The 15,166-nt window shown below is 43.6% G+C and carries 9 protein-coding genes; 6 read left to right on the forward strand and 3 right to left on the reverse strand.

Features of this window, described 5'->3' with window-relative positions; all coding sequences use genetic code 11:
* Positions 1-65 precede the first annotated feature (65 nt).
* Positions 66-3,536 carry an ATP-binding protein gene (locus AS194_RS12415; protein WP_058025794.1) on the reverse strand — a complete coding sequence of 1,157 codons (3,471 nt, stop codon included), beginning with the start codon at positions 3,534-3,536 and terminating at the stop codon, positions 66-68.
* A 565-nt stretch (positions 3,537-4,101) separates the two neighbouring features.
* On the opposite strand from AS194_RS12415, the gene cysM reads away from it, so the two are divergent.
* The 6 genes from cysM (at position 4,102) to AS194_RS12445 (ending at position 12,179) form a co-directional block, all read left to right on the forward strand.
* Positions 4,102-5,085 (forward strand): cysteine synthase CysM, encoded by a 984-nt coding sequence (gene cysM / locus AS194_RS12420; RefSeq protein ID WP_083499698.1) that lies wholly within the window; start codon positions 4,102-4,104, stop codon positions 5,083-5,085.
* 16 nt (positions 5,086-5,101) lie between these two features.
* Complete coding sequence (locus AS194_RS12425; RefSeq protein WP_058025795.1) at positions 5,102-5,926, forward strand: 3'-5' exonuclease; 825 nt, start codon at positions 5,102-5,104, stop codon at positions 5,924-5,926.
* A gap of 62 nt (positions 5,927-5,988) precedes the next feature.
* Positions 5,989-7,545 carry a 23S rRNA (uracil(1939)-C(5))-methyltransferase RlmD gene (gene rlmD / locus AS194_RS12430; protein ID WP_083499699.1) on the forward strand — a complete coding sequence of 519 codons (1,557 nt, stop codon included), beginning with the start codon at positions 5,989-5,991 and terminating at the stop codon, positions 7,543-7,545.
* 380 nt (positions 7,546-7,925) lie between these two features.
* Positions 7,926-10,463, forward strand: coding sequence for a RelA/SpoT family protein (locus tag AS194_RS12435; RefSeq protein ID WP_058025796.1), 2,538 nt, complete (start codon positions 7,926-7,928; stop codon positions 10,461-10,463).
* Between the two features lie 55 nt (positions 10,464-10,518).
* Positions 10,519-11,448, forward strand: a complete 930-nt coding sequence (mutM, locus tag AS194_RS12440) for a bifunctional DNA-formamidopyrimidine glycosylase/DNA-(apurinic or apyrimidinic site) lyase (protein WP_058025797.1) — start codon at positions 10,519-10,521, stop codon at positions 11,446-11,448.
* Between the two features lie 290 nt (positions 11,449-11,738).
* The gene (locus AS194_RS12445) at positions 11,739-12,179 is read left to right on the forward strand and encodes a hypothetical protein (protein WP_058025798.1); all 441 of its coding nucleotides are present in this window, start codon (positions 11,739-11,741) and stop codon (positions 12,177-12,179) included.
* Positions 12,180-12,296: 117 nt separating this feature from the next.
* Here the strand turns inward: AS194_RS12445 and mscL are convergent, their stop codons facing one another.
* Positions 12,297-12,740 carry a large conductance mechanosensitive channel protein MscL gene (mscL, locus tag AS194_RS12450; RefSeq protein ID WP_058025799.1) on the reverse strand — a complete coding sequence of 148 codons (444 nt, stop codon included), beginning with the start codon at positions 12,738-12,740 and terminating at the stop codon, positions 12,297-12,299.
* 271 nt (positions 12,741-13,011) lie between these two features.
* Positions 13,012-14,862 carry a translational GTPase TypA gene (gene typA / locus AS194_RS12455; RefSeq protein ID WP_058025800.1) on the reverse strand — a complete coding sequence of 617 codons (1,851 nt, stop codon included), beginning with the start codon at positions 14,860-14,862 and terminating at the stop codon, positions 13,012-13,014.
* Between the last annotated feature and the right edge of the window lie 304 nt (positions 14,863-15,166).

The following is a 15,166-nucleotide window of genomic DNA, read 5'->3' on the forward strand; positions in this document are numbered from 1 at the left end:
GCTAGTGATCGGTATCGTATGCAATTCACTTATTACATCGCATAATAACGGTCCGATTACCTGCTCTAAATCATTTTCCACGTCATGTCATTTTCGCTCAAACGATGATAGTTGAGCTGAGGGTAAGCCGATAAATCCACGTTTTGTAAATTATTCAGTGCGGTAAGTAGTGCCTCATAATATGGCTCAATCATTGCAAACTGGGCAGGCGTGGTATGTTGGACATTCAATAAACACTTATCTTCTAAGTCTTGGCTGGCCTGACGAAGCTGCGGTACTCCTGTATAACGGCTACCGCCCAAAATACGATGGGCAATTTGTGCCAGCAGATTACGATCTCGAGCTTCCCAAGCTTGAGTCAATGCTTGCCTCTCCTCATTGATAGTGTCAATCATCATAATGATCAGCTTCGCTGCCAAATCAGGTTTGTTCGCTGAGCGGGTAAGTGCATCTTGCCAATCTAAAATTTTAGTGGCATTGAGGCTATTTTGCTGATGATGCAGATCGGCTTGCTCATAGACTCTTTTGTCCATATTTGCTGTGACGTCATCAGAAGGATCGTCCAGCTCTGTCGGTAGATGCAGCAATGAGTCTTGCCCCTGCTTATGTAAGCGTAAGCTCTCGTAGCGTGGCTGATTTTCACGAGTGGCTTCTCGTCGATAGTCGTCACGAGGTTGACTGTCACGTAGATAGTCGTCGCGTATTTTTTTCAGTGATAATGGTCGAGTGACTTTTGGCGGTTCTGTGATTTCATTCCTATTACGAACGCTTTCATTGTCTCTGGCGATCGGATAAGTCGCCGTTTTTGATTCTGTAGGCGGTATTGAGAGTTCTGTGAAATCTGAATTTGTGGCGTCAATGCTTTGCGAGTGCGTACGCTGCGAGTCAATAGTTTGCGGCTCAGAGGTCTGTAAGCCCGTGTCAGGTAATGCCGTTATTTGCGGCGTGGTGTTTTGGCGTCCTAACCATTTCTGTAGCACTTGTAACAATTGAGGTTGACTGATGGGCTTACCGACGTAGTCGTTGATACCACTGGCGATCAGCTTGTCGCGCTCATCCGCTAGGCCATGGGCTGTCAAGGCGATAATAGGAATACGACTATCCGTAGCCTCAATATTGCGAATTTGCTTGGCTGCTTCATGACCTGACATGCGCGGCATTTGGATATCCATAAATATCAAATCAATATGATTTTTAACTTGAGTAGCTGTTTTATCGTCATTTGCGCTCTCTTCAGCATACAGGGATGTGCTGGATTTTTTATTGACCTCATCGCGTGTTTCCGCTTTTGAGAGTTGCGTTTTACTCGATAGACTTTGCTTATCATTTTTAGCAGATTTGACATTTTTGGTTTGCTGCTTGCTGATAATCTCTATGGCATCAAAGCCGCTACTCGCTGTAATGACTTGTATGCCAAGCTCGCTCAATAGCGCATCAAGTACCAATAGATTTGGCAGATGATCATCAACTGCCAGCACGGTAATCCCTTTCCAGCGCGGCTCTTGCAAACTCTTTGGCATACTGCGATTTTGTGTATCAAGCATTGCGTATAGCTGTCTTTTGTCCAATGGCTCATACAAGATATTGGCTTGATAGCGGTTAAGCAGCGCTTGGTTAGCCGCCACTTGATAGCCAAACACAGCAAGTTTGCCTTGATAATGGAGACGGATTTGCTTGAGTAACGCCATCATATCGTCTTGCGTGTCATCATCGACGATGACCCAATCCCAAAAGTTGCCATGCTCTTTGAGTGACTCAAGCACCCCTGGTAATGAATTGGCTTGGGTGAGCTTAATCGGCAAGTACTGCAAGCTGGCCTTCAGCACTTGTATTGAGGCGGTATGACTGATCCAAACCAAGACGTTGAACTCATCTGTCTCGCTTGCAAGCGGTGCCAATACTGGCAGCTCAATGGTCTGACCAGTTGGTGCCTCTAGCACATCGACATGGGCTGGCATGCGAAACCAAAACGTCGCGCCTTGATTGGCGATGTTCTCTTGAGCATTGTCATGAAAGCCAATATCGCCGCCCATGAGACGCGTTAATTGCTTGGAGATAACCAGCCCCAGCCCCGTACCACCATATTGGCGCGTGATTGACGGATCACCTTGGCTAAAGCTCTGAAACAGCATTTTTTGGTCAGCAAGCGAAATGCCTTTACCACTGTCTTGCACACTGATCATCAGATAGTTATCACGGTGATCATCCAAGCTGACCCGTACGACCACATCACCACTGTCTGTGAATTTGATGGCATTCCCCACGATATTGGTCAATACCTGCTTGAGGCGCAGCGCATCGCCATTGATACGCATGGGCACATCGTTATAGAACAATACAGCCATACGTAGACCTTTCTCCGCAGAGACAGGAGAGAGCATATCAACCACATCATAAATGGTGTCATACAGATCAAACTCATGACGATCAAGCACCAACTTGCCCGCCTCAATCTTAGAAAAATCCAAAACATCATTGACCAAAGCAAGTAGGTGAGCTGAGGATTTGCGGATAGTCTGTACGTATAAATCCTGTTCAGGATTGAGCTCACCGTGACGCGCCAACAAGTTAATAAAGCCATCGATACTGTTCAATGGTGTGCGTAGCTCGTGGCTGATGTTGGCCAAAAATGCGGATTTGGCTTGGCTGGTCGAGATGGCAGCATCACGCGCATTTCGAATAGAGATGTTTTGCATTTCCATCTCATCAAATGCCAAACGCAGATCGTCTTCGGTTTGCTCGGCATGATCCTTAAGCTCTTGAAAACTTCTATGGAGGCGACGAAATGTCTTGACCAAATCTTGCTGTAATAAATTAAGCTCACCATCTGACTCTACTGGTACAGGCTGATATAAGTTATCAACATGGGTACGTTGTAATTGCAAACGCAGCTCATAGATAGGTGCAATCCAACGCTTTGAGTAAATATTTAAGCTGAGTAATAAAATCAGAATGGTAAACAGACCGGTAATCACCAGCGCCATCGCGATACGATAACGGGCGATATAAAGTGGCTCATTGTCCATATCGACCAGTAGCCACAACGTCTGCCCCTCAAACTCACCCAACACGCTGCCATATGCCGTGCCTACAGGCGTTGGTTTTTGCGATAAAAACTTTGCTGAGTCACTGATTAGCGGCCATTTCTCGTTCAGACCATAGCCTACGGTCGCCAATACTTGATTGCCTTCATTGATAACAGCAATACGCTGTACATGCTGCTCAGACTGCATACGCCCGAGTTTATCCTGTATGCTTTCGAGCGTTGTCATTGCACTTTGTGATGCCTCATCTGTGTTGCTTTTTGCTTGCTGACGTTCTTGCTCCAACAAATCAGGAATCAGCTCTGCAATGACTGGTGTATAACGAATCAATACCGCCTCAGCCAGTGCCTCTTGCTCTGAATCGCTCGCACGCATGGTTTCGTGAAATACCAAAATACCCCCTACCGCCGCCAACACGCAGATGGGTAAAAACACCAATAGGATCAGCTGCCCATAGGCACTGCTGGTATTGAAACGTTTTTTATATGCCATGCTCGCTCTACTCTCTACTCTCTACGAAAATGCTGTCTGTGAATTTTGTTACGGTCTCTACGCTACCATAAAAAATGCTTAAGCTTGCTAGCTTGTTTTTTAATGATACGCCTTTTATGGCTCAAGATTATCTTAACAGGATTCTATAAATCGCGTTTACCCATTCAAGGTGAATGAAACACAAACTTTGACCAATATGGCTTTAAGCAAACCTAACAAATATACATACGTTACTAAACGGCATGGTTGCGGCACCATAAAACCTGCTTTTGTCCCTAAAAAAATTGCCAGTAAAAGGCGCTTTCATCAAGTATTATTCTTTTATGCAATAAGCGCAGCTAGCAACAAAATGATATAATGACGCAACTTTTTATTTGCCAGAATAGATGGTTTACCCTCATGATGAATGAGAGCGTACGCTACTGCCGTTAAGTTTTGGTTTATCTGTCACTATAAGCCAATACACAAAACGCTTGTCTCAAATGATGATCAGACAATAAAAAATAGTGATTCGATCACAGCCTATCGCCCAAAAAATATTTTAGAAAATAAATAAGGATTTCTTATGTCCGCAACGGCCATGTCAAACGCTAACTTTATCACTCAAGTCACCACGCTTGCCGATTGTGTCGGTCAAACGCCACTGGTTAAATTGCAGCGCCTACCTGAACAAGAGCATATCGAAAATGGCGCCACATTATTAGCCAAATTAGAAGGCAATAATCCCGCAGGCTCTGTAAAGGATCGCCCTGCTTTTAATATGATTTATCAAGCAGAGCAGCGCGGTGATATCAGACCCGGCGATACATTGATTGAAGCCACTAGCGGCAATACTGGCATTGCATTAGCCATGGTCGCGGCGATGCGCGGCTATCCAATGACATTACTGATGCCAACCAACTCTACTCAAGAGCGTAAAGACGCCATGATTGCTTACGGCGCGACGTTGATTGAAGTCGATGAAGGCATGGAAGCGGCACGCGATTTGGCATTGCAGATGCAAGCCGATGGTAAAGGCATCGTACTGGATCAGTTTAATAATCCTGACAATAGCCAAGCGCATTACCTGACTACAGGGCCTGAGCTGTGGGCGCAAACTGACGGTAAAATCACCCATTTTATTAGCTCCATGGGCACCACTGGCACCATCACTGGTGTCTCACGTTATTTGAAAGAACAAAATCCAGACGTCAAAATCATTGGTTTGCAGCCTGATGAAGACGCTTCTATTGCTGGCATCCGCCGTTGGCCTGCTGCATATATGCCGGGTATTTTTGACGCAGACTTGGTCGATGAGATCATGGATGTCGATCAGCGTATCGCTGAAGTCTACATGCGCAAACTGGCAAAAACTGAAGGTATTTTTGCTGGAGTGTCCTCAGGTGCAGCGGCATGGGCAGCAACGCAAGTCGCCAAAAATAATCCTGATGCCGTCATTGCCTTTATCGTCTGTGATCGTGGAGACCGTTATTTATCGACAGGTTTATACAATGTTGATGACAGTCATATCGATAATGATGCAGATAACGCAGCTATAGTAAGCTTATAAAAATGCAGGATTCTTTATGTCACAAGCTCTACCGTCCGACCCTATACTAGTTTTCGATATCGAGACGGTCGCCGATATCGATGGCGCACGGCGTATCTATCCACAATTGGCCGATCTTAATGATGCAGATACGTTGAGCGCGTTAACGGCGATACGCACCCAAGAAGCAGGACACGATTTTATGCGCTTGCCATTGCAGCGCATTGTCTGTATTTCCGCTTTATATATCAAAGATGGCAAGTTATCGCTATTTTCATTGACCGCGGATAAGTTTAGCGAAAAAGACATTCTTGCCAAGTTTTTTCGGGCATTCAATGATCTTGAGACCTTGCCACAACTCATCAGCTGGAATGGTTCAGGCTTTGACATACCTGTGCTGATATATCGCGCTATGCAGTATGATTTGTCAGCGCCATGGTTATTTGAAGAAGGCGACCGTATCAAAAATATGCGCTTTGACAATTATGTCAATCGCTTCCATACACGTCATCTTGATTTGATGGACAGATTTAGTCAGTACGGTGCCAGTCGCCGCGAGGCCATGGATATCGTCGCCAGTTTATATGGATTACCGGGCAAAACTGACGTTGATGGTAGCATGGTGGGCGCGCTCGTCAGTAGTGGTGATTGGCAGACACTCTCCATCTATTGTGAGTCTGATGTGATGAACACTTGGCTCATCTATCTTCGTTGGCTACGTCTGACAGGAAAGCTGTCCTCACCAGATTTTGATGCGTGGCAACAGCAGAGCTACGACTATCTAGCACAATATACCCAAGCCGATGGTAGTCCACGACATCAAGAGTTCATTGCTGACTGGTCATCGGCACCCAAATTATAGAAACCGTATTATCAGCAGTTTGTTATTCTCCTCTTATAGTTATTTATTATTAAGGCAGGTTTATGCAACCCACCGATTCCAAAACGTCGACAGCAACTGATGCGACACCGCAAAACAATGTTACTCAAACGAATGATAGCCAAAAGATTGCTATTCCGCCCAGCAAGAAGAAATCTAAGCCATCATCAAAAACGCGCCGCCGTCTAAAAGACGCAGAGCCGATTCCTTTTACCGTTGATAGATTGTCGCATGACGGTCGCGGTGTTGCCATCTATGGCAATGGTTTTGGGGTTGATGATGGCCATGCTGAAGACAAGCATGGCAAAACAGTCTTTGTCAGTTTTGCGTTGCCAGGTGAAAGCGCCTTGGTCAAAATAACCAATAGCCGTGCCAGTTTTGAGGAAGGCGATGCTATAGAGGTTACTGCCAACCCCAATCCAGAGCGCGCAGTGCCACCTTGTCCACATTTTGGCGTCTGCGGCGGCTGCAACTTGCAGCACTGGGAGCCAGAGGCACAGATAAACTTTAAGCAGTCCGTACTTGCTGAGATGCTCATGCATCAAGCCAATGTAGAACCTGATAACTGGCTAGCACCTGTCGTAGGTGATCGTCTTGGCTATCGCACCAAGGCTCGTCTAGGCGTGCGCTATGTCGTCAAAAAAGAAACCGCGCTGGTCGGCTTTCGTGAGCGCTCAAGTAACTTTTTGGCAGAGCTCAATGAGTGCCATATCTTAGACCCACGCATCGGTTTTGAGATTGAGAACTTAAAGACGCTCATCAGCACGCTAAAGAGCCGTGACAAGATTGCTCAGCTTGAGCTTGCGATGGGTGAGCAATTGCCAGAATTGCCTGACGGCAATCAACCTGTTGCACTAATCGTGCGTCACTTAGAGCCGCTGTCAGAGGCTGATATAGACAAATTAAAAGCATTCTTTGCAGCGCGCAATTGGCAGCTATATCTACAGTCAAAAGGCGCTGATAGTATTGAACGTATCGCTTTGACAGAGGCAGATGATCTAAGCGAGCAGTTCGGTCGCTTGTATTATCAACTGCCAGAATATGATTTGACCTTTGAATTTATTCCTACTGACTTTACCCAAGTCAATTTATCTGTCAATCGCCAAATGACTAAGCTGGCTTGCGACTTATTAGATTTAAAAGCAGGTGAGCGAGTACTGGATCTGTTTAGTGGTTTGGGTAATTTTAGCCTGCCGCTAGCACGTCTTGTTGGTGAAACAGGTTCTGTGGTGGGTGTCGAAGGTAGTGAGGCCATGACCAAGCGTGCGGCTGACAATGCTCGTCGTAACGGTATCAGCAATACTGAATTTTATAGTCAAGATTTGACAAAAGATTGCACTGACAAACCTTGGGCCAATCAGGGTTTTGACGCCTTACTCATCGACCCCCCGCGCTCTGGTGCTTGGGAGATTATGCAGTATTTGCCAAAATTCAACGCTGAGCGTATCGTCTACGTTTCTTGTAATCCAGCAACCCTCGCCCGCGATACCAAAGCATTACTAGAGCAAGGGTATCGCTTGACGCATGCGGGTGTCATGGATATGTTCTGCCATACTGGACACGTCGAGTCTATCGCTCGTTTTGAAAAAGTAGACAGCTGATTTTTATACGTATCTTATGATTCGTAATAGCCTCTTAAGTAGCCGTATTATGACCGCAACACTGAATCCAAGCTTGGATAATATTTTGCCTATAACTCACGGCTATTTCACATAATTAACCACAGTCATTACAGAGCCTCGCTTGATTTGTCCTTTCAAAGTGAGATAATAGTAAACAATCTGCTTATACTGTATATCGCCGTATAAGCAGCACTTGTACTCGTAGCTTTATATATTTTACGCGCATTTTATGGCTGCTAAAAATAAGATTTTTAGCAGTTGTATTGGTTTATAGCTGGCACTTTATGAATCGTTCATTCAGAGTGTGTGCATAGTAGATGAGGTTATAATCAATTCAAAATAGCTAAGAGGAGTCGGCTATGGTAAAAATTCGTGAGGGGTTACCGTTGGTGGATGGACAAACCACGCAGGCCGACAGTGCCACACTGGCGGCGCAATTGGTAGCGAGCCAACGCTCTCACCAATCTGCCAACAGCTACGCCCAGATTCCTCTCGATATCAAATACCAGCTGTCAACTCACAAGCTACATACTACGTTTGATCGATCAGCGGCACATACTTATGATGGCCTCGACCCCGCGCTTGAAAACGAGTATCTGGACAACACCTATACGCTCTCAGATGAAGAGCTCGAATCCATTGATTTAGATCAAGCCAATATTGATGTACCTACGTGGCTCGACAATGTGGCGAAGCGTATCGGACAAGAGTCTGTACCTCATCTGAGTGCTGCTTGTGAGTTTATCCGTAGTCACATGAATACTAGTGAATCTGAGCGCTCAGGTGCTTACGTCACTGGTATTGGCATGACAGACATATTGACCTATCTCTATCAAGATGAAGATGCGCTTGTTGCTGCCATGCTATATCGCAGTGCACGCAAATCCATCATTAGTCTTGCTGAAGTTGAGAAAAATTTTGGTGCGGATATCCTAGCCCTTGTTAAAGACACTTTAGCAATGGGGAAACTCTCAGAGATTATTGAGAGCAATAAACGCTTAGAAGATCATTTCGTCAATAATCAGCGTGACCAGCTATCAAATATTTATAGCATGCTCATTTCTGTCACCAACGACGTGCGTGTGGTACTCATTAAGTTGGCAGAGCGTACCTTTGCCATGCGTGAGTTGACGTTTTCTAGGCCAGAGCGTCAAACTCGTGTCGCGCGTGAGGTCATGACTATTTACGCCCCATTAGCGCATCGCCTAGGTATCGCGCAGCTTAAATGGGAGCTTGAGGATCTGGCGTTTCGCTACCTTGCGCCCGATAGGTACAAAGAGATTGCCAAGCTACTGTCCGAAAAGCGAAGCGAACGCGAGTCTTATATTCAGCGTGTAGAAGACAAGCTCAATGAGGCATTAGCGAATGCTGGCATTGAGGGCGAAGTATCCGGACGCGTCAAGCATATCTATTCTATTTACCGCAAAATGAAGCTCAAAGGTTTATCCTTTGACCAGCTTTATGATATTCGTGCATTACGAGTATTGGTCAATAATCCTTCAGACTGTTATCACGTCTTAGGCTTGGTACATGGTTTGTGGCGTTATATTCCTGAGCAATTTGACGATTATATTACCAACCCAAAGTCAAACGGCTACCGCTCACTACATACCGCCGTCATTGCCGAAAACAAATCGCTTGAAGTGCAGATTCGTACTCAGGAGATGCATTTTGAGGCGGAGCTTGGCATGTGCGCACATGTCAATTACAAAGAAGGCCTGAAGAATAAAAAAGACAATTACTTAAATCAAAGAATCAGCTCGCTACGTCAGCTACTGTCTATTAACAACGAGACCCGTAACCAGCCGCGCTCAGCTGTCATGACAGGCGAAGAGCTAGATGACATGGAGTTTGACGAAGAAGAACAACTCGTTGATTTTGATGAGCTCGAGCGTATCTATATTTTCAGCCGTGACGGCGACATCACCGAGCTACCAAAAGGTGCAACCGTTCTCGATTTTGCCTATTATGTGCATACCCAAGTTGGTAACCGTGCACAGGCAGCCCGAGTTAATCAGCGCTATGTGCCATTGACTTATCAGCTAAAAACAGGGGAACAAGTTGAGATCATCACTAAGGCATCGCGTGAGCCCAATCGTGATTGGCTAGTCGCCTCACTGGGCTATATTCATACCAATCGCGCACGCTCAAAACTGCGTCAATGGTTCAACAAACAAGACCGTGATAAGAATATTGAAATAGGTCGTCAGATGCTTAGCAAAGAGCTTGAGCGCCTATCCGTGCATCCCAATAGCATTGACTTAAATGACTATATCCAGCATTTCCACGTCAATACGACCGATGATATTATCGTGGGGCTCGTCACAGGTGATATCGGTCTCAACCAGCTAACCAGCCATATTTCTAGGCAGCTGCATCTAGAACCTGAGATACCACCAGAGAACTTTGCACCGCACGTCGATACTAGAGATGCGAGCAAGCTCGATGCCTACAAAATCCGTATCGACGGTCTGGATAATATTGAAATCAATTTAGCAGGCTGCTGCCATCCTGTACATGGTGAGCCAATTGCCGGATACATTACCTTATCGCGAGGTGTCAGCGTTCATAACCGCGGTTGCCCTGAGTATCTGCGTTTGGTCGAGCGTGATCCTGAGCGCAAAATAGAGGCAGCTTGGCAAGTACAATCTGGTCGCTATCAGCCAGTTGATATCCACGTAGAGGCGTATGACAGACGCGGGCTGTTGCGTGATTTGACACAGATTATTGATAAAGAGAACGTCAATATCCGCAAAGTTGAAACGCTTAGTAACGATGACAATATCGCCTTTTTGAAATTTCATATCGAAGTTTCAGGGCTAGCGCATCTATCTAAGTTACTGGCGAAACTAGAGCAACAGCACGGTGTCTTACATGCTCGTCGCGCTGTGGCTTAGTTGAAATGCTAAGCTACCAATTATTCACTCAAAAATAGAGTTGTCATAAAACACCATGCCCGAATTGCCAGAAGTAGAAACCACCAAGACTAGCCTTGCACCCTTATTAGGACAACATGTGATTGACATAAAGGTCTTTGAACCCAAGCTACGTTGGGCGATGCCAGATGACTTAAGTAATCTGGCTGACTACACGTTAGATAGCGTTGAACGCCGAGCAAAATATCTTGTTCTTAAATTTTTGCCCACAGTGCTTAATGATAATGATGCCATGGTAGCACCACTTAAGCTTTTGATTCATTTAGGCATGTCAGGTAGTTTACAGCAGCACAATTATGGCACTGACAAACGTAAACATGATCATCTAATAGTAGTATTTAGGGATTCTGAAAATGCAAAGTCTCAGCTACATTATTACGATCCAAGACGATTTGGCTCAGTATTATGGTATGAAGATTACGGTAGCAAATTACTGGACCACTTGGGCCCTGAGCCACTCTCAGAAGATTTTACCGCAGAATATCTTTATAACGTTATTCAACGTAATAACTTATCCGATAAAGATCATAACAATACAGGCTCTAACAAAAAACCATCGACCAAACGAGCACAGTCCATCGCACGAGCTATCAAATCTGTCATTATGGAACAAAAAGTCGTGGTAGGTGTCGGTAATATCTATGCGACGGAAAGCCTCTACCTATCAGGTATTCACCCTGCTACCCCAGCCAATCAACTATCACTTGAGCAGCTAATAATTTTAGTTGACAATATTAAAGATATATTAAAAAAGGCTATCAAACTTGGTGGCTCAACGCTACGAGATTTCACAGTCGCGAGTGGTCAAACCGGTTATTTTCAGCAGACTTTAAATGTCTATGGTCGGCAAGGAGAGCATTGCCTAAAATGCGATACCATTCTAGAAAATGTCAAGCTCAATGGTAGAGCCAGCGTTTATTGTCCAAATTGTCAGCCGCTAGCTTAAGCTTAATTAGTGGTCATATGATTTTTTACCTTAACTAAAGACAAATCTGCTACTATTTTCAAAATAAATACAATCTAGTTTGATATATTTTTTTACTCACATAAGAATATCCCATGTATTCTTGTTGCTTATTGGCGTACATCTTGCTTTAATAGTGCTAGCGCTTACAAAAATAGTGCGCACTATTTATTCTTCCGTAATACTTACCTTACCTGTCGTTGCCGCGATATTCCTATGTGGAGACAGCAGCAGCCATTAATCATACTAATTGTAAATTTTAGGATATCGTTATGACGGTTAAAGCCACAAACAAACGTGCAGTTAAGCAAAAGTTGTTTCCTGTCTTTACTTCCTTAGCGTTAATGGCTACTAGTATGCAACCTACTTTTGCAGCCATAGAAATAGACGAAACTGACTTTGGCCCTTCGTATGAGACGATGGTAGTAGATACGATTGTTGGTAAACCATTACAACTGGTCAATGCTGTGGCTGGTACCGCAGCCTATATCGTGAGCCTACCCTTCTCTCTTATCGGTGGAAATGCCGATCAAGCGCAGCAAAAATTATTCGTTGAGCCTTGGGATGCTATGGGAAGATGTTTAGGCTGTACAGTTGCTGAAGACAACTATTATAAATCACAAGTTATTGACAATAATACTGTGCGTATTGTCGTTGACCAACCATCAGAGATTTTGATTAATACTAACGATTACGTGGTTGTCACGCCATAAGCTACTGTGTTTGATCGTTTTTAGCATAAATCAAAAAATATGACTTTGTGAATAGACAATAGAAAAGGCTAACGTAAAGTTAGCCTTTTTTGTTACCACTAAACAAACCGTACGTTATTATTTTACAATATGAGTATTACTTAATTTAGCACTGATTTCACGCAGTAACTGTACTTCTTCTGATGGCTCTACTACAGCTTCCTCTACAGCTTCCGTACGACGCATTTTATTTACTACTCTAACCATCATAAAAATAATAAAAGCTAAAATTAGAAAATTAATGAGTACAGTGATGAAGCTACCATATGCTAATACAGGAACGCCAGCTTCTTTGAGTGCATCGTAGGTCATAGCAACCCCATTAGGCACATCACCCAATACCAAAAGCATATTTTTAAAGTTAATCTCGCCCCCTACAATGAAAGCAACAATTGGCATAATGATATCATCTACCAATGATTTAGTGATGGTAGCAAAAGCCCCACCAATGATAACACCAACTGCTAAGTCCATCACATTGCCTTTTAGAGCAAATTCTTTAAATTCTGAAACCATACTCATTGTATTCTCCTCAAGAATTATCTATAGGCGTATAGATATTTTATATAATCAGTATCATACTTCACTCTAACGTTAATCATTGAACACATCAAAACTAATGTTCATTTAGTATTTATTTTTTCAAAATTACAACAAAAAAAGCAGTATAAAGTGAACCACTATAGCTCACCCTATACTGCTAATTCTTTAACTACTCCGATGTCTAAAAGACATTAAATTTTGGTGTTGAAAATCAACGCTCTAAAAGATTGAGTAGTTTATACTGTCGATATTATGCATTTTTCTTACTACGGCCATGACGCTTACGCTCACTTTCAGTCAGATAGCGTTTACGGATACGTACTGCTTTTGGTGTTACTTCAACTAGCTCATCATCTTGAATAAACTCAAGCGCTTGCTCAAGCGTGAACTTAACTGCTGGCGTCAACGTCAACGCTTCATCAGTACCACTAGCACGTACGTTAGTCAGCTGCTTACCGGTTGTTGGGTTAACCGTCATATCATCGTTACGAGAGTTAAGACCAATAATCATACCTTCATAAACTTCAAGCTGTGGCTCAGCAAATAATTTACCACGTTTTTGTAGGTTAAACAGTGCAAAGCCTAGGCAAGTACCATTTGCCATAGAAACCAATACGCCGTTTGAACGACCACCCACATCACCGATTTTTTGTGGACCGTAATGCGAGAAGCTTGACGTCATGATACCACTACCTGAAGTCAATGTTAAAAACTCAGAACGGAAACCGATCAAACCACGAGCTGGTACTGTCGCTTCAATACGCATACGACCTTTACCATCAAGCTCCATATTGGTCATCTCGCCTTTGCGTAGACCAACCTGCTCCATAATAGAACCCTGATGCTCTTCTTCGATATCGAAGACAACGTTTTCATACGGCTCTTGTAGCTCACCATCAACTTCTTTTACGATAACCTCTGGGCCTGAAACACCCATCTCAAAGCCTTCACGGCGCATGTTCTCGATAAGTACAGATAGATGAAGCTCACCACGACCTGATACTTTGAACTTATCTGGAGATTCAGTGTCTTCTACACGTAGTGCAACGTTATGAATCAATTCACGCTCAAGACGCTCACGAATATTACGTGAAGTGACAAACTTACCATCACGACCAGCAAATGGTGAGTTATTTACTTGGAAATTCATTGATACGGTAGGCTGATCAACTGTTAATGCTGGTAATGCTTCAACATTATTAGGATCACAAATCGTATCTGAGATATTAAGCGCATCGATACCTGTGATACAAACGATATCACCAGCCTGTGCATCTTCAACATCAATACGATCAAGGCCATGGTAGCCCATAATTTTTAAGATACGGCCGTTACGTGTCTTACCATGCTTATCAATGACAGTAACTGGTGTATTGGTTTTAACCTTACCACGCTGGATACGACCAATACCAATCACACCGACGAAGCTATTGTAATCAAGGCTTGAGATCTGCATACGGAATGGTGCGTCTGCATCAACTTGCGGCGCCTGTACAACATCAACAATAGTTTTAAATAGTGGCGTCATGTCATCAGCTAAATCATCTGCTTCCAAACCTGCAATACCATTTAACGCTGATGCATAAACCACTGGAAAATCAAGCTGCTCATCAGTTGCACCTAGATTATCGAACAAATCAAAAATTTGATCCATTACCCAATCAGGGCGTGAGCCAGGACGGTCAATTTTATTGATAACAACAATCGGCTTTAGACCTTGTTCAAATGCTTTTTGCGTTACAAAACGAGTCTGAGGCATCGGACCATCGACAGCATCAACAACCAAAAGTACGCAATCAACCATTGACATCACACGCTCAACTTCACCACCGAAATCGGCGTGACCTGGGGTATCAACGATATTAATACGGTATTCAGTTCCTGAAGTCTGATCTGTCCAACGAATGGCTGTATTTTTAGCCAAAATAGTAATACCACGTTCTTGCTCAATATCACCTGAATCCATTGCACGTTCAGCAATATTTGCACGATCGCCAAAAGTACCAGATTGATGTAATAATTTATCAACCAAAGTTGTTTTACCGTGGTCAACGTGGGCAATAATTGCAATGTTACGCAGGTGTTTGATATCGTTCGCCATATAAAATGCTCGTGTCGTCTTAAAAAAATGCAGTAGCAATAAGCGCCGCTGGATAAACTCTTATCATCAATCAGATAAATATTGAATTTTAGATGATACACAATAAATGCTATCGCTCAGAAAATCTCAATATAATCAAATATCTATGCCGATAAATTCATCGTACAGATAGCTATGCTAATGTACATTCTGTCAATTTACAGAATGTTTGGGTAGCTAGTATAACATTATTGATTCATAAATTTATGAAATAACTTACTTTTCTCAATACATAAATAAAAAAAGCCACCCAATTGGGTGGCTT

It is taken from the genome of Psychrobacter piscatorii, assembly GCF_001444505.1.
In the GTDB taxonomy this organism is placed as follows: Bacteria; Pseudomonadota; Gammaproteobacteria; order Pseudomonadales; family Moraxellaceae; genus Psychrobacter; species Psychrobacter piscatorii_B.

Bases quoted from the DNA above. Each gene is read 5' to 3' on its own strand.
- AS194_RS12415 (WP_058025794.1), bottom strand. From the start codon at position 3,536: ATGGCATATAAAAAACGTTTCAATACCAGCAGTGCCTATGGGCAGCTG.
- cysM (WP_083499698.1), top strand. From the start codon at position 4,102: ATGTCCGCAACGGCCATGTCAAACGCTAACTTTATCACTCAAGTCACC.
- AS194_RS12425 (WP_058025795.1), top strand. From the start codon at position 5,102: ATGTCACAAGCTCTACCGTCCGACCCTATACTAGTTTTCGATATCGAG.
- rlmD (WP_083499699.1), top strand. From the start codon at position 5,989: ATGCAACCCACCGATTCCAAAACGTCGACAGCAACTGATGCGACACCG.
- AS194_RS12435 (WP_058025796.1), top strand. From the start codon at position 7,926: ATGGTAAAAATTCGTGAGGGGTTACCGTTGGTGGATGGACAAACCACG.
- mutM (WP_058025797.1), top strand. From the start codon at position 10,519: ATGCCCGAATTGCCAGAAGTAGAAACCACCAAGACTAGCCTTGCACCC.
- AS194_RS12445 (WP_058025798.1), top strand. From the start codon at position 11,739: ATGACGGTTAAAGCCACAAACAAACGTGCAGTTAAGCAAAAGTTGTTT.
- mscL (WP_058025799.1), bottom strand. From the start codon at position 12,740: ATGAGTATGGTTTCAGAATTTAAAGAATTTGCTCTAAAAGGCAATGTG.
- typA (WP_058025800.1), bottom strand. From the start codon at position 14,862: ATGGCGAACGATATCAAACACCTGCGTAACATTGCAATTATTGCCCAC.